Source organism: Jiangella aurantiaca, assembly GCF_004349105.1.
GTDB lineage: Bacteria > Actinomycetota > Actinomycetes > Jiangellales > Jiangellaceae > Jiangella > Jiangella aurantiaca.
Genome location: NZ_SMLB01000001.1, coordinates 69,424 through 84,598, shown reverse-complemented (window position 1 = coordinate 84,598; position 15,175 = coordinate 69,424). Strand labels below are relative to the sequence as shown.

13 protein-coding genes are annotated in these 15,175 nt (G+C 73.2%); 5 read left to right on the top strand and 8 right to left on the bottom strand.

Annotated features, from left to right (window positions below; genetic code table 11):
• Positions 1 to 88: 88 nt before the first annotated feature.
• A complete protein-coding gene (locus E1262_RS00355; RefSeq protein ID WP_132101056.1) occupies positions 89 to 1,279 on the bottom strand; it encodes a glycosyltransferase family protein in 1,191 nt (396 codons plus the stop codon).
• A 33-nt stretch (positions 1,280 to 1,312) separates the two neighbouring features.
• On the opposite strand from E1262_RS00355, the gene E1262_RS00350 reads away from it, so the two are divergent.
• Both E1262_RS00350 and E1262_RS00345 read left to right on the top strand, forming a co-directional pair.
• On the top strand, positions 1,313 to 2,695 hold the full coding sequence (locus E1262_RS00350; protein ID WP_203453393.1) for a glycosyltransferase: 1,383 nt from the start codon (positions 1,313 to 1,315) through the stop codon (positions 2,693 to 2,695).
• Positions 2,692 to 3,270 carry a hypothetical protein gene (locus E1262_RS00345; RefSeq protein ID WP_132101055.1) on the top strand — a complete coding sequence of 193 codons (579 nt, stop codon included), beginning with the start codon at positions 2,692 to 2,694 and terminating at the stop codon, positions 3,268 to 3,270. The genes E1262_RS00350 and E1262_RS00345 overlap by 4 nt, the downstream gene beginning before the upstream one ends.
• A gap of 119 nt (positions 3,271 to 3,389) precedes the next feature.
• Here the strand turns inward: E1262_RS00345 and E1262_RS00340 are convergent, their stop codons facing one another.
• The 5 genes from E1262_RS00340 to E1262_RS00320 form a co-directional block, all read right to left on the bottom strand.
• Entirely contained in the window at positions 3,390 to 4,490 is a 1,101-nt protein-coding gene (locus E1262_RS00340) for a glycosyltransferase (RefSeq protein WP_132101054.1), read from the bottom strand.
• 3 nt (positions 4,491 to 4,493) lie between these two features.
• On the bottom strand, positions 4,494 to 5,279 hold the full coding sequence (locus tag E1262_RS00335; protein ID WP_132101053.1) for an ABC transporter ATP-binding protein: 786 nt from the start codon (positions 5,277 to 5,279) through the stop codon (positions 4,494 to 4,496).
• 10 nt (positions 5,280 to 5,289) lie between these two features.
• On the bottom strand, positions 5,290 to 6,150 hold the full coding sequence (locus tag E1262_RS00330; protein ID WP_132101052.1) for an ABC transporter permease: 861 nt from the start codon (positions 6,148 to 6,150) through the stop codon (positions 5,290 to 5,292).
• A gap of 127 nt (positions 6,151 to 6,277) precedes the next feature.
• Positions 6,278 to 7,444, bottom strand: a complete 1,167-nt coding sequence (locus E1262_RS00325; RefSeq protein WP_132101051.1) for a glycosyltransferase — start codon at positions 7,442 to 7,444, stop codon at positions 6,278 to 6,280.
• Positions 7,441 to 8,538 (bottom strand): glycosyltransferase family 2 protein, encoded by a 1,098-nt coding sequence (locus E1262_RS00320; RefSeq protein ID WP_132101248.1) that lies wholly within the window; start codon positions 8,536 to 8,538, stop codon positions 7,441 to 7,443. The genes E1262_RS00325 and E1262_RS00320 overlap by 4 nt, the downstream gene beginning before the upstream one ends.
• A 278-nt stretch (positions 8,539 to 8,816) precedes the next feature.
• Here E1262_RS00320 and E1262_RS00315 point away from each other — a divergent pair, with 278 nt between their 5' ends.
• Positions 8,817 to 9,968, top strand: coding sequence for an LPXTG cell wall anchor domain-containing protein (locus tag E1262_RS00315; protein ID WP_132101050.1), 1,152 nt, complete (start codon positions 8,817 to 8,819; stop codon positions 9,966 to 9,968).
• 7 nt (positions 9,969 to 9,975) lie between these two features.
• Here the strand turns inward: E1262_RS00315 and E1262_RS31950 are convergent, their stop codons facing one another.
• A complete protein-coding gene (locus tag E1262_RS31950; protein WP_132101049.1) occupies positions 9,976 to 11,544 on the bottom strand; it encodes an LCP family glycopolymer transferase in 1,569 nt (522 codons plus the stop codon).
• Between the two features lie 762 nt (positions 11,545 to 12,306).
• Positions 12,307 to 12,819, bottom strand: coding sequence for an acyl-CoA thioesterase (locus E1262_RS00305; protein ID WP_132101048.1), 513 nt, complete (start codon positions 12,817 to 12,819; stop codon positions 12,307 to 12,309).
• Between the two features lie 224 nt (positions 12,820 to 13,043).
• On the opposite strand from E1262_RS00305, the gene E1262_RS00300 reads away from it, so the two are divergent.
• Both E1262_RS00300 and E1262_RS00295 read left to right on the top strand, forming a co-directional pair.
• Positions 13,044 to 13,850: an SAM hydroxide adenosyltransferase gene (locus E1262_RS00300; RefSeq protein ID WP_203453392.1), complete on the top strand. Its 807-nt coding sequence runs from the start codon at positions 13,044 to 13,046 to the stop codon at positions 13,848 to 13,850.
• A 53-nt stretch (positions 13,851 to 13,903) separates the two neighbouring features.
• On the top strand, positions 13,904 to 15,172 hold the full coding sequence (locus E1262_RS00295; protein ID WP_203453391.1) for an LCP family protein: 1,269 nt from the start codon (positions 13,904 to 13,906) through the stop codon (positions 15,170 to 15,172).
• Positions 15,173 to 15,175: the final 3 nt, after the last annotated feature.

Below are 15,175 nucleotides of genomic sequence, written 5' to 3'. Positions count from 1 at the left end.
TATCGGCCCCGGGACGTCCCGGAGCCGTTGCCGGCCGATCGGCGAATATACCCAGTCTCGCAGAGGGGCTCCGCCGGTTCCTATCAGATCATCGGGTCGTCCGCCGAAGCCAATCGGCGAGCACGGACCCGGAGACCCGGCCGTCGTGGACCGCGCGCACGAACCCGGGGCCGCGGGCCGCCCGCTCCCCCGCCACGTCGGGGTCGGCGGCCAGGGCGGCGACCACATCGGCGAGGTCGTCGGGCGTCGCCTCGACGATGGGGACGTCGTGGCCGGTGCGCTCGCGGACCCGCTCGCGGACGGCGTCGCCCACGTACGAGACCACCGTGCGGCCGGCCGCCATGGCCTCGCACGCGGCGACCCCGTACAGGCCCATGGTCAGCTGGTCGACGACGATGTCGGCGTCGGCCAGCGCGGCCGGCATGCGGTCGTTGGGGACGCCCTCGAGCCGGCGGTACTCGACCACGCGTTTGGCGCTCAGCTCGGCCATGGCCGCCTCGACGATCTCCGTCCCCTTGAGCCGCGAGTTCGACGGCGCGTGCACCACCACCGGACGGCGGCGCCGCGGCGACGGCGGCGCCTGCCAGCGATCGGGGTCGACGACGACCGGCAGCCAGATGGCGCCGGGCAGGTCGTCGAACAGGTCCGGCGTCGACACCAGGACCGGCCCGCCGTCGCGCTCGAACGCCGTGGCGAAGGCGGCGAGGCGCCGGGCCTGCTCCTCCAGCCGCTCGGTGAGGTCGTCGCGGATCCGGAACGGTGACCACGGCTCGCGCTCGGCGTGCCGGCTGGGCAGCCGGACGTCGGACCCGTGGAACGCCAGCGCGACCCGCAGGCCGGCCTCCGTCAGCACGGCGACGTCGCCGCGGGCGTCGCGGGCGTGCCGCGAGCCGAAGAGCGGCCGCATCGACTCGATCACGACGTGCGTGAACGTGCTGACCACGTACCGCTCGTGCGCCCGCTGCCACTGCGGGTGCGCGTAGACCGGCACCGGCACGCCGTAGTCGTCGGCGAACCCGTAGCTGTTGCGCCGGACGGCGAAGCAGGCGGCGGCGACGTCGTCCCCGGCCACCCGCTCGGCGGCGCGCGCCCAGGCCCAGCCCTGGCCGGCGGAGTTCGTCGGGCCGACCAGCAGCCGCGCCGCAGCCGCGCGGACCTGCGGGAACGGCTCCTGGGGCGGCAGCGGCCGGCGCAGCCAGGTGGCCCGCCGAGCGGCCCGAGCGAGGGCGTCGACGAGGGCGCCGGGCAGCCAGCGCCTCGCCGCCGTGCGCAGTGCCATGGAGCCCTCCGGGTGTCGTAACCTGTGCGTGACATGATGACGCACGCCAGCTCGGGGCGGGCCGGTCCGCCCCCCGACCACCGGCCGCACCTGCTCTACGTGGCCTGGGGCTTTCCGCCGTGCCGGGGTGGCGGCGTCTACCGCGGGCTCGCCACCGCCAACCGCTTCGCCCGGCTGGGCTGGCGCGTCACGGTGCTGACGGTCGAGCGTGACACATTCGTCCGCTTCACCGGCACCGATCCCACGCTCGAGGACCGCGTCGACCCCGCCGTCGAGGTGGTGAGGGTGCCGTTCGCGTGGCCCATCCACGAGCCCGACCTGCGCCGGTGGTCGCGGTTCCGGGCCCGCTTCCCGCGGGCCTGGGCCAAGCTACGAGCCCGCCGCGACACCGTGCCGTTCCCCGAGGTCGGGTACGGCCCGTGGCGCCGCGTCATCGAGGCCGCCGCCGAGCGCATCCACGCCGCCGACCCCGTTGACCTCGTGCTCGCCACCGCCAACCCCCACGTCGCGTTCACCGCCGCCTGGCGGCTGCACCGCAAGCACGGTGTCCCGTACGTCATGGACTACCGCGACGCCTGGTTGCTCGACGTCTTCAGCGGCGAGCGGCTGTACTCCGAGCGCAGCCGCGCGGCCCGCTGGGAGCGCCGGCTGGTCGCCGGCGCCCGCGAGGTGTGGTTCGTCAACGACCCCATCCGCGACTGGCACCAGCGGCTCTACCCCGCGCACGCCGCCAAGATGCACACCGTCGCCAACGGCTACGACCCCGAGCTGGCGCCGGCGCCCACGGGAGAGCGGCCGCCGGTCGGCGACCGGCCCGTCGTGTTCGGCTACGTCGGCACCGTCACCCCGAAGGTCCCGCTGGCCGAGTTCGCCCGCGGCTGGCAGCACGGCCGCGCCACCGAGCCCGCGCTGGCCGGCGCGGAGGCCCGCATCCACGGCTACCTCGGCTTCTACGGGCAGCCGCGGCCGGACATGCTCGCCACCATCGAGTCCGCGGCCGCCGACGGCGTCAGCTACCGCGGTCCGGTCGGCAAGGCCGACATCGCCGCCACGTACGCGCACTTCGACGTCCTGCTGCTCATCCTCGGCGCCGGCCGCTACGTCACCAGCGGCAAGGTCTTCGAGTACCTCGCCACCGGGCTGCCGGTCGTCTCCGTCCACGAGCCCGGCAACGCCGCCACCGAGGTGCTGCGCGGCCACCCGCTCTGGTTCCCCGTCGCCGACCTGCGGCCCGAGATCGTCGCCGCCGCCCTGGCCGCGGCCGCCGACGCCGCCCGCACGGCCACGCCCGAGCAGCGCGCCCGGGCCCGCGCGTTCGGCGCGGGCTACCGGCGCGACCTCCAGCTCGACCCGCGCATCGAGGCGCTGCGCACGTCCGCCGGCGGTGCGGCGCTCACCGTGGAGGCGACACCGTGAAGGTCACCCTGCTGGGCACCGGGAAGCTGGGCCACGCCCAGCTGGCCACCGTCGCCAAAGACCTCCAGCGTGACGACCTCGAACTCACGCTGATCTCTTGGCAGGCGCCGCTCGACCCGGTCGACGACGTCGTGCCCCATGTCATCGTGCTGAACGGCCGGGCGCCGGCGGCCGGCGCGCCGGTCGCGCCCGCGCCCGCCGCCCCAGCGGCCGAGGTCCCGGCGGCCGAGGTCCCGGCGGCCGCTCCCACGCCGCCCGCTCCCACGCCGCCCGCTCCCGCGCCGCCTACTCCCGCGCGGCCGGTCTCGCGGCTGCGCAAGGTGGTGCGGCAGGTGAAGGCCGGGCGGCTGGCGGCGCAGTACTGGTCGCAGCTGCGCTCCCGCCCCGACGCGCTGGCCGCCGCCACCGGCGCCGACCTCGTCGTCGTCCTCGACAGCCGGGCCATCCGGGCCGGCTGGCAGCTCGCCCGCCGGCCGTCGGCTCCGCGGGTCCTCAACGGCGCCGCCGCGGCCGGCCGCGACCTCGCCGCCCGGGGGGCCATCATCAGGATTTCTGGAGCTTCACCACGCCTGTAATCGTGATGAGGCTCGGGTAATCCTGGTGATGTACGCGATCGTTGAGGCGCGGTTTCGTGGCTAAGAACGGGCAGCAGGAGGACGGCGCACGGTACGCCGGGCCGTCGCGCCCGAAACGATCAGGCGACGTCGCGGCGGTGGCCGAGCAGCTCGGCGACGGTCTCGGCCAGCAGGTCGTAGGGCGTGCGCTCGCTGAGCTTGCGCTCGGTCCACTCGTGCGCGGCCTTGCGGTAGCTCTCGAGCTCCTCGGGGTGGTCGCTCCAGCGGCAGAGCACGTCGGCGGCCTCGGCCGGGTTGCCGATCAGCACGCCGCCGCCGGACTCCTTGATGACAGACGTCTGCCGAGGCAGCGGCGTCGAGAGCACCGGCAGGCCGCTGGCGAGGTACTCGTAGAGCTTGGTCGGCATCGCCTGGCGGAACGCCGGCGTCTCACGCAGGAACACCAGACCGGCCCAGGCGCCCTTCGCGATCTGCCAGGCCAGCTCCGGTGGCTGCCGGCCGTGCAGGACGACCCGCCCGGCGACGTCGGGGCGGGCGAGGCGCGCGGTCAGCTGGTCGCGGTCGGCGGCCGCCACCGGGCCGATGAGGTCGAGAGTCCATGCGGGCGCGCCCGCGATGGCGTCGACCATGTCGAACAGGCCGCGGCTGGCGCGCAGGTCGCCGATGTAGACGGCGCGCGGAGTGGCGTCGGGCGGCCCGGGCGAGAGCAGCTGCAGGTCGGGCAGGTTCTCGACGACGAGGCGCCGGCGGGCCCGCTGCGGCGGGATGTGGTCGTCGGCGACGACGGTGATGTCGGCGCCGGCGGCCAGCCGGGTGCTGGCGTGGACGATCATGCGGGCGCCGAGGCCGATGACGCCGCGGGCCCAGGACCGGTCGGACAGCAGCCGCGCGTAGTCCTCGTGGACGTCGACGACGACCTTGCAGCGGCGCACCGACGCGGCGGCGCGGGCCGCCGGCACGACGTCGGGGTCGACCGTCATGAGGACCCGCGCGCGGGAGCGCCACGGCAGGACAGCCGCGCGCACGGCGCGCCGGGCCATGCCGCCGCGCTCCGCGGTGCGCACCCGGATGCCGGCCGGCCCATCGTCGGCGTCACCGAGCCCGGCCAGTTCGACGCTCAGGCCCACCCGCCGCAGCGCCGCGGTGATCTTGTGCACCCGCGCGTCGGCGACGTCGTGGCCGGCGGACACGATGGCGACGTCGACACGGGGAGTGCCCACGGCTCAGAGGTCCTCGAGGCTGAAGGCGTCCTCGCCGACCTTGAGGAAGGTGTTGTAGGCCTCGATGACCTCGTTGGGGGTGCCGCGCATCATCAGCTTGCCCTTGTGCAGCCAGAGGGCGTCGTTGCAGAGGTCGCGCACGCTGCTGAGCGCGTGGCTGACGAGGAACATGGTGCGCGCGTTGGTCACCAGGTCCTTCATCTTGGCCGCGGCCTTCTGCTTGAACTTGGCGTCGCCGGCCGACAGCGCCTCGTCGATGAGCAGGATGTCGGGATCCATATGGACCGCGACGGAGAACGCGAGCCGCTGGAACATGCCGGAGGAGTAGGTGCGCATCGGCATGTCGATGAACTCGCCCAGCTCGGCGAAGTCGGCGATCTCTTCGTAGCGCGCCTGGATCTCCTTGCGGCTCAGGCCCGCGGCCAGCCCGCCCAGGACGACGTTCTCGCGCCCCGACAGCGCCGCATTGAAGCCGACGCCGAGTGCCAGCAGCGTGCTGACCCGGCCGTTGACCTGGATGCGGCCCTTGGTGGGTGGCAGGATGCCGGCGATCATGCGCATGAGCGTGGACTTGCCGGCGCCGTTGGCGCCGATGATGCCGATGGCGTTGCCGTGCGGCACCTCGAACGAGACGTCCTGGACCGCCTGGACCTCCTTGACCGCGCGCTCGCCGCGGCCGAAGCGCACGAGCGCGGTCTTGAACGTCGGCACGCGCTCGAACGTGGTCCGGTACGTCAGCGAGACGTTCTCGACGACGACGGCGTTCGTGGCTGCCGGGGTGGTGGTCACGGCGCCAACCTCAGAGACGGACGACAAACTCGCGCTCCCTCGACATGAAGAACAGGCTCCCCACCACGGCGGCGGCGACCGCCCAGGCGACGCCGAAGATCCACAGCGTGAGGTCGGGGATCTGCCCGCGGACGATGAGATCGGTCCACCCACCCAGCAACGAGTACAGCGGGTTGAAGATCATGAACGGCTCGAACCGCTCCGGCGCGTCCTCGGGGAACCACAGCACCGGCGACAGGTAGAGCCACATGCGCACGAAGTACGGCAGGAAGCTGGCGGTGTCGCGGAAGTACACCTGCAGCGTCGCGAAGATCATCGCCATGCCCGCGCCGAACACCGTCAGCAGCAGCAGGAAGACCGGCGCCAGCAGCATGTGCCAGCTCAGCGGCTGCCCGAACCCGATGTGGATCGGGAAGTAGACGATGAGCGTGGGCAGGAACCGGAAGAACGCCGTGCGCACCGCCGACAGCGGCAGCAGCAGCCGCGGGAACGACATGTTGAGCAGCAGCTTGCCGCCGCCCACCACGCTGGACGCGCCGGTCTGCAGGCAGCCGGAGAAGTAGTAGAACGCGAACAGCCCGGCGCACAGGTGCACGAACCGCTCCGCCGCGTCGGTGTTGTCGCTCCGCAGGATCGTGATCAGCACGTAGTAGACGCAGGCCAGCAGCAGCGGGTTGAGCACCAGCCAGATCTGGCCGAAGAACGTGTTCGTGTTCGCGGCGCGGATGTTCGACCGCGACATCTCCGCGGCGAACTGCCTGCGGTGCCACAGGGTGCGGATGTACGGCCCGAGCCGGGGCAGCCCGGCCCGGTGCGGCTCGTACACGTGCACCGACGAGGTGAAGTCCTCGTCGGTACGAGTGGCGTTCATCGAAGGCTTGCCTTTCTACCGCGGCCGGGTGCCGGATCGACTGGATCCGCACCGGATCGGGTCAAGGGTAGACGACACACTGACGAAATATCGCACCCGTCGGCCACGCGCGACGATGTCGACCATCTCACGCCGCCTCCAGGTCCGCGTACGCGCCGGCGAGCACGCGGGAGTCGCGCTCCCAGGCCAGTTCCAGTCGCGCCTTGCGCACTGCCTCGACGTACCCAGTGTAGTCGGCCGCCACCGCTTCCACGGCCGTGGCCAGCGACGACGCATCGCCGGGCACGTATAGGCGACCCAAGCCGTAACGGAGGACGAAGGCGTGGAGTTCCGGCAGGTTCGCCGCCACCACGGGGACGCCGGCGCGCACGGCGTGGAAGAGCTTGTTCGGCAGCGCGAGCCGGTGGTTCTCACAGGTATCGGTGAGGGTGACGACGGCCACACCGACCTCCTGATACAACCGGTCCACGTCGGGCAGCGCCATCGGCGGCAGCACCTCGACGCCGGTGGTGTCGAGGCGGTAGCCGGGGTCGGCCGGACCGGCGACGACGGTGCGCAGCGAGGACAGCCGGGCAGCGGCGCCGACGACGGCCTCGAGGTCGCGGCCGGGGCCGATACGCCCGGCGTAGGCGAAGCCCGCGGGCGCGTCCGGCAGGTCCGGCGGCTCGTGCTCGGCCAGCGGGAAGGTGTTGCGGACGACGCGGACGTCGCGCAGGCCGCGAGCGCGCAGCCGGGCGGCGATCCCCTCGCTGACGGTGAGCACCACCTGCGCCTGCCCGGCCAGCCGGGTCTCGGTGCGCCGGCCGTGCCACCGGGCCAGCGGGGTGGGCCGGCCGGGCAGCCCGCGGTCGAACCAGAGCTCGTGGCTGTCGTAGACCAGCCGCGCGGACCACTGCCGGGCCAGCTTCTCGCCGAGCGCCAGCGTGTTGTAGTCGTGCGCGTGGACGACGTCGTGGGCGGGCCGGCCGGTGAGCAGCCGGGCGGCGTCGTCGCGCCAGCGCCGCTCGGTGCGCTGGCGGTGCTCGGGCAGCAGCAGCCAGCGCCCGGCCCGGCGCACCACCGCCTTGGGGCCGGACGACGACGCGAGCGCGGCGCCGCGCGGGGTGCCGGGTGGGCGCATGCCGCGGGACCGGGTGACCGACTCGACGGTGACGCCGTCGTCGGGGTCGAAGCCGTCCGGGACGTCGCGGCCGACGATGTGCACGGAGTGCCCCTCGGCCGTCAGCGTGGCGGCCTCGCGGAGCACGCGCGAGTCGCCGGCCACCGGTGACTGCACGAGCATCAGGACCTTCACGTCGCCGGTCCTCCCGCGGGCGCGGCGTCCTGCCCGGCCGCCCGGCGGGAGCGGGCGGCGTCGCGCGACCCGACGATGAAGCCGGCGCCCCAGGTCAGGTGCATCGTCGCGAGGACGGGCGGCAGCCAGGCGCGCGCCTTGGCGGGCAGCCCGCGGCCGGACACCGCCGCGGCGGCGGTCACCCCGAGGGCGTACCCGGCCGGCGCCAGCCAGCCGATCAGCAGCCACGATGGCCCGACGAGGCCGGCCAGCCCGGCCAGCCCGGCCACCGTCCCCACGGCGACGGCGACCGTCACGGCGGGCGCGGCGAGGTAGCGGACGTTCGCGGTGTCGGGGTAGCGGCGGACCACCTCGCGGCGCCACTGGCCGGTCTTGAGGAACTGCCGGGCCAGCGCGCGCAGGTTCGGCCGCGGCCGGTAGCTGACGACGAGGTCGGGCGTGAACCAGACGGTCTCGCCGGCCGCCCGGATGCGGTAGTTGAGCTCCCAGTCCTGGGCCCGGACGAAGTGCTCGTCGAAGCCGCCGAGGCGGTCGAGCACCTCGCGCCGGAACACCCCCAGGTAGACGGTGTCCGCGGGCCCGGCCTGCCCGCCGAGGTGGAACTTCGCCCCGCCCAGCCCGAACGGCGACGTGTACGCCCAGGCGACGGCCCGCTCGAAGTCGGTCTGCCCCTCGGCGTTCATGATGCCCCCGACGTTGGCCGCGCCGGTGCGCTCCAGCTCGGCGACGGCGGTGCGGATGTAGTGGTCCGAGAGCACGCCGTGGCCGTCGACCCGCACGACGATGCCGTGCCGGGCCGCGCCCAGCGCGGCGTTGAGCCCGGCCGGCGTGCGACCGGCCGGGTTCGCGACCAGCCGGATCCGGGGGTCGGCGGCGGCCAGCTCGCGGGCGATCTCGTCGGTGCGGTCGCGCGACGGGCCGAGCGCCAGCACCAGCTCGAGCTCGCCCGGGTACTCCTGCGCGAGCACGCCGGACACGGCCTCGGCCAGGTGCCGCTCCTCGTCGAGCACGGGCATGATGACCGACACCGCCGGCCACGCCCGCTGGTCGGGCGTGTCCGGGCGGCCGGTGAGGGGAAGATCGGCGGCGTTCATGTCGGCGAGCACCTTACCCGGTGCGGCTGCACGCAGCCCGTCCATCCGCCGACGGCGGCCGTGCAACCGCCCGCGGGGCTCGGGCGTCGTCCTTTCATGGCGGCCCTGCGCCCGCGCGACGACAGGCCGTCTTGGCAACTGCCGAACGCTCGTTGGGGGCATCTATGAACTCGGGAACACGCAACCCACTCCGAATCGCGGCACTCGCACTGCCGGGAGCTCTCGCCATCGCCCTGAGTCCGCTCGCCGCTCCGGCGGTGGCCCAGGACGGGAGCGCCGTGATCGACGTCACGCCGACGGAGTCGCCGACGGCACCGCCGTCGGACACGCCGACCGAGACGCCGACGGCATCACCCACGGAAGAACCGACGGCGCCGCCCGCCCACGAGCCCGCGGCCGAAGCGCCGGCGGAGACCTCCGACGTCCAGGAGCCCGGCGAGGTCGTCCTGGACGCGACCATGGAGCCGCAGAACGTCTTCGCCCCGCCCGGCTCCGTCGCCGAGCTGGAGGCGTCGGTGACGAACACCGGTTCGGCCGACATGGAGGGCGGCATCGTGGACTTCGAGGTGACCGAGGTGGTCGGCGACGTGACGATCGTCGGCATCGAGGGCCTGGAGCTCGTCGACGGCACCGAACGCCCCGATGAGGGCTGCGCGCTGGTGACACCGCAGCGCGTCGAGTGCCACACGAACGAGACGCTCGCCGTCGGCGACACGGTCACCGCGACCTTCCTGGTGCAGTTGCCGGGCAACGTCACCGAGACGGTCGTCGGCGACGCCACGCTGCACGTCGCCGGCGACAACGGCGGCGAGGACACCGTCACCTCGGTGCTCGAGGTCGGCCCGCACGACGGCTACCGGTTCCTCGTCGTCACCGACCCCACCTCGGCCGAGGCGGCGCCCGGCGAGGTGGTGGACCTGACGACCACGGTGGCCAACGTCGGCGGCGAGGACGTCCACGGCGCCGGCCTCGACGTCGATGTGCCCGAGGGAGCGACGATCGTCGGTGTCGACGGCCAGGAGCTCGTCGACGGCACCGAACGCCCCGATGAGGGCTGCGCGTTGGTGACGCCTCGCCGGCTCGAGTGCCACACCGAGGCGACGCTGGTCGCGTACGACGGCTACTACGTCACCACCTTCCAGGTGCGCATCGACGAGGACGCGGAGGCCGGCGAACTGGGCGTCGTCACGGCCCGCGGCGTCGGCGACCAGGGGGGTAAGCTGACGGTCGACACCGCCGAGACGGTGCTGACGGTCACCGCCGGCACCGGCTCCGACGACGGCGACGACTCCGGCACGGACACTGGCGGCGCGGCCGACGGCGACGACGAGCTGCCCGACACCGGGACGGGCCGGCTGCCGGTCCTGCTGGCCGGTGCCGCGCTGCTGGCGGCCGGCGGCGCGCTGCTCCTGCACACCCGCCGGCCCTGACCTCGGGTCACTCGTAGGAGCAGACCGACGACATCTCGACCGGCGCCGTCTCGTCCGTCTCCTCGTCCTGGGTTGGCTCGTCGGCGGGCTCGTCGGCGGGCTCGTCGGCCGGTTCGTCACGGGACTCCTCGGACGGCTCCGCGGCCGGCTCGTCGCTCGGGTCGTCGGACGGCTCGTCGCTGGGCTCGTCCGACGGCTCGTCGCTGGGCTCGTCAGACGCGGACTCCGACGGCGCCGGCTCCGCGTCACCGGACAGCAGCGCGTCGACCTCGTCGTGCATGAGCCCGATGTCCGGGTCGGCCGGCACGATGAGCGGCGGCACGAACTGCAGCGAGGTGATCTCCTCGTCCTTCGCCTTCAACGCGAGGTCGACGAGGTTGGCGAGGTCCTGCTGCGGGATGTCGGTGGTGATGACGGACTTCGACGCGTCGGCCAGCTCGATGAAGTTCGACAGCACGGTCTGCGGGTCGGCCTGGTTGACCAGCGCGCCGATGACGCAGCGTTGCCGGGCCATGCGGGCGTAGTCCGACGATCCCTCGCGCGACCGGGCGTACCAGAGCGCGTGGTAGCCGTCGAGCTCCTGCAGGCCGGGCTCGAGGACGCGGCCCTTCTCGCCGATCGGCAGCTCCTCGTTGACGCGGAGCGTGATGCCGCCGATGGCGTCGATGATGTCGCGGAACCCCTGCAGGTCGACGGCGACGTAGTAGTGCACCGGCACGCCGAGGGTGCCCTCGACGGCCTGCTTGACCGCCGTCGGCCCGGGACCGGACGGGCCCTCGAACAGCTCCGGGTTCTCCTCGCCGAACGTCCACGTCGCGTTCAGCATGTAGTCGGACTCGTCGCCGTCGCCGGAGAAGCCGCGCGGGAACTCCTCGTCGGCCGGGGTGCCGTCGGGAAAGCGGGCGTTCTCCAGGTTGCGCGGCAGGCTGATCATCGCCGGCTCGCCGGTGCGGACGTCGACGGAGACCAGGTTGACGCTGTCGGGACGCACACCGACGCGGCCGTCACCGGCGTCGACGCCGAGCAGCAGGATGTTGAGCCGGCCGTCGCTGGCCGCCGCGACCTCGCCGGACGGGAACATCTCGACGACGGCGTCGTGCGCGGCCGTCGCGTACCGGGCGGCGACGACGAACGGCGTCGACACCATCGCGGCCAGCGCGAGCGTCGCGCCGATCATGATCAGCCGGTGCTTCTGGTTCAGGCCGGGCGGGTGGCCGAGCCGCCACGCGTCCAGCAGCAGCACGACCCACGCGGCCGCGATCCCGAACGCGAGCAGCTTGAACGTCGTCAGCAGCCAGGGCCGGACGGCGAGTCCGGCGAGATCCTGCAGTGGCACCAGCCAGAGCACCATCAGCAGGACGGCGACCAGGCCGCCGTAGACGCCGAGCGCGATCCTGCCGGTCTTCTGGTGGCCGGCGATCAGCTGCGCGCTGCCGGGAGCGACGACGGACAGCGCGACGAGCGTCACCGAACGACGGAACCGCGCCGCCTCGGCCCGCTGGGCGCGGAGCGCGGCGATGGCTTCGCGACGGGCCCGCGCCCGCCGTGGATCCGGCGGCCGTGCCGCTGTCGTCATGCACTTCCCCCAATATCCCCGTTCAAAGCCGGCGAGTACCTGGAGCTCGCCGCTTCGTCAGTATCACCACAGCCCCGGCCGATGTCACCGGCGGCACGCCGAGCCCAAGGGCCTCGTCTGTCACATCAGTCACACAACGAGGACGAACCGGGCCATAACCCCCCTCCACCGACATTCCCCCCGAACCCACCCCGGGAAATGAGGCTCTTCGCTGCTTCCGTGGGTGGGTGCGTGCCTCAGGTTCGATCGCGGAACCGTGCCGTCGGTGGTACCCGCGAAACCGGCGGATGCCCGCGAGACCGCCGGACAACCACCGGGATCGGACCGGCGTCCGTCGGTGGGGTGGGCATCCGCCGGTTTCCCGGGCATCGGCCGGTGTCGTCACCTGCCGCGCGAACACCTCACCCGCCTGAAACGCCACGCGGCGTGCCCACGGGTCCCCGTCACGGCCCTCACGCGGGTGAGGTGTCATCCGGGCGCGTGATCAGGATGGAGTTCACTCCGCCAATAGCAGGGAGAACTCCCTCGTGATCACGGTCGTGTCTGCCACACGGTGGGCCGTCACCATCGGAGCGGCCGGCACGGGCCGATGGTGATCGCACGCGTGCGGTGTCGATCCTCCGGACACTGCCGCTCACCGGGCAACGCACCCACGGAAGCTGCAGGAGAGCCGGAAATGATCAGGTCAAGTAGGGCCCATCGCGCTCGACCAGGCATGCATGCCTGGTGAAGCGGGAGAAGTCCTGGTGATGGCTGACGCCGTCAGACCTCGGCGTGGCCGCGCTCTCGGGAGCGCAGGATGGCCGTGCGGCGGGCGAGCCGGTGGGTGCGGCGGATCTCCGCCTCGGCGAACCGGCGGCGGTCCTCGTCGGTCTCCGGGATCACCGGCGGCACCTCGCGCGGCGTCCCGTCCGGCCCGAGCGCGACGAACACCAGGTAGGCCGTGGCCACCGGAGTGGGCGGCTTGACCTCGTTCCACGGCTCCGCGACCACCCGCACGCCGACCTCCATCGACGTCCGGCCGGTCCAGTTCACCCTCGCGTGCGCGTGCACGAGGTTGCCGACGTGCACCGGCTCGAGGAACGTCATCTCGTCCATCGACGCCGTGACGGCCGGGCCGCCGGCGTGCCGCTGCGCCACCGCGCCGGCGACGTCGTCGACAAGCTTCATGATGACGCCACCGTGCACCGTGCCGAGCAGGTTGGTGTCGAGCGCGGTCATGATGCGCGACAGGCTGGTCTGCGCGGCCGACGTCGGCCGACCCTCGGGACTCATGCCGCCAGGGTAAGGCGAGCGGCTTGACCGCCAGGAACTCAGCGCCGTACCGTCGTCGCCGTGACGCACGGCCAGGCCATGATGCGAATGCTGCACTCCATGTGCGGCCGTTCGATGCTGGCCTGACGCGTCCACCGTCAGCTCACCGGGCTCCCGCACTGCGCGGGGGCCCATTTTTGTTTTCAGTGACGTGCTCGTGCCCGCATCCGGCCCCGAGGGGAACCATGTATCCGTCGATCACCTATCTCACCGACTGTTCGGACACCAACGCGCAGGCCCGGCTGACGACCCGCATGGCGGCGCTGTTCGGACGGCCGCCGGTGGTGCTGCCGCTCGGCGGCCCGGCGCCGCTGGAGGCCGCCGGGCTGACGCTGCTGGACGTGCTGCTGTCGACGCGGCTGCTCGGTGAGGACGGGTTCCCGACGGTGACGCTGGTCAACGTGGCGCCCCGGGACGGCCGCTGGCCCAACGGCGCGCCGTTCGGCTGGTTCGGGCACGGCCGGCACACGGTGTTCACAACGTACGACCCGGTGCTGCTGGACCCGGTGCGACGTCATCTGGGCGTGTCGTCGGTCTCGGTGACGGACGCGCGGACGGTGCTGGCGGCGGCCGAGTGGGCCGCCATCGGTGAGCCGGACGCGGCCGACCTCGCCGGCACGCAGTTCCGCAGCCTCTGGTACCTGCCACTGCTGGCGAAGTGGGTGCTCGACGAGCGCCCGGTGCCGTTCACGCCGGTGGAGCTGCCCGCGCCCGACCGGCCGGACGGCGTCCGCGTCGCCCTGGTCGACAACTTCGGCAATTGCAAGCTGACCTGCACCGCCGCTGACCTGGGCATTCTCGCGGGCGACCGGGTCGCCGTCGGTTCGTCGAAAGTGCCCTGCCACGAGCGGCTCTCCGACGTGCCCGTCGGCACGGCCGCGCTGGTCACCGGCAGCTCCGGCCCGGGATTCCTGGAGCTGGTCGTCAACGGCGGCTCGGCGGCGGCCGAGTTCGGTCTGCGCGCCGGTGACGCCATCGCTCTCCAGGGCTGACACGCCAGATCGGCAGGTTACAGAGCCGTCCGGCGACGGTATGGTCGAGCGTGATGCGAGCAGACGGCGAGGCAGGCATGGCGGCGCACGGGGCGGACGGCGGAGAACGGGGGACTGACGTCAAGGTCACCACGTACCAGGCCGGCCACGTCCCGGGTGTGTCCTATCGCGGCGGCGTGGCCCACAGCCCGCGCGACGACGAGGCCGTACCCGGGCCGGCGCAGGCGATGGCCGCGCCGGGCGGCACCAGCGTGATGCCGGCCGACCCTTACGGCCCGGCCGACACCGACGGCGCCGGCGCACCGCCCGCGACGCCGCCCACCCGCCGTCGCCGCGAGGGCGCGGAGCCGCCGGGCCGGCCGAAGAAGCGGCGCTCCGGCTTCGGCCGCTTCCTCCGCTGGTTCCTGGCGTTCTGGCTGATCGTCATCGTCGCCCTCGGCGTGCTCGGCTGGTACGTGTGGGGCCGTATCGAGAAGGTCGACGCCATCCCGTCCGACCACGGCTCGGCGGTCTCTGACGGCCGGGTGTTCCTGCTGGTCGGCTCGGACAGCCGCGAGGACCTCTCCGCCGAGGAGCAGAGCGAGCTGGGCACCGGCAGCGTCGAGGGCCAGCGCACCGACACCATCATGCTGCTGCACGTGCCCGGCGGCGGCGCCCGTAACGCGCTCATCAGCATCCCACGCGACTCCGTCGTCGACATCCCGGGCCACGGCGAGAACCGCATCAACGCCGCGTTCGCGTTCGGCGGCGCGCCGCTGCTGGTCGAGACGATCGAGGCGGCCACCGGCGTCGCCGTCGACGACTACGTGCAGATCGGCTTCGGCGGCTTCGCCGGCATCGTCGATGCCCTCGGTGGCGTCGAGATCTGCCTCGACGAGCCGGTCCAGGACGAGCAGGCGCACATCGACCTGCCGGCCGGCTGCCAGACGCTCCAGGGTCCCGACGCGCTCGGCTACGCCCGGGCCCGGCACTTCGACCCGACCTCAGACATCGGCCGGGTGCAGCGGCAGCGCGAGCTGATCTCCGCCATCGCCGACAAGGCGTTCTCCCCCGGTACCCTGGTCAACCCGATCGAGCTGACCCGCACGGCGCTGGCCGGCGGCGACGCCCTGGTGCTCGACGAGGACACCGGCCCGTTGGACATGTTCTCGTTCGTCCGCGCCATCGGCTCGGTCTCCGGCGGCTCCGGCGACACCATCACCGTCCCGCTGGGCGACGTCGGCAACACCGTCACCTGGGACCCGGAGCTCTCCGGTGAGTTGTGGTCGGCGCTGCAGAACGGCAGTGATATACCCTCCTCGGTCATCGATGCCCAACCGTAGGAG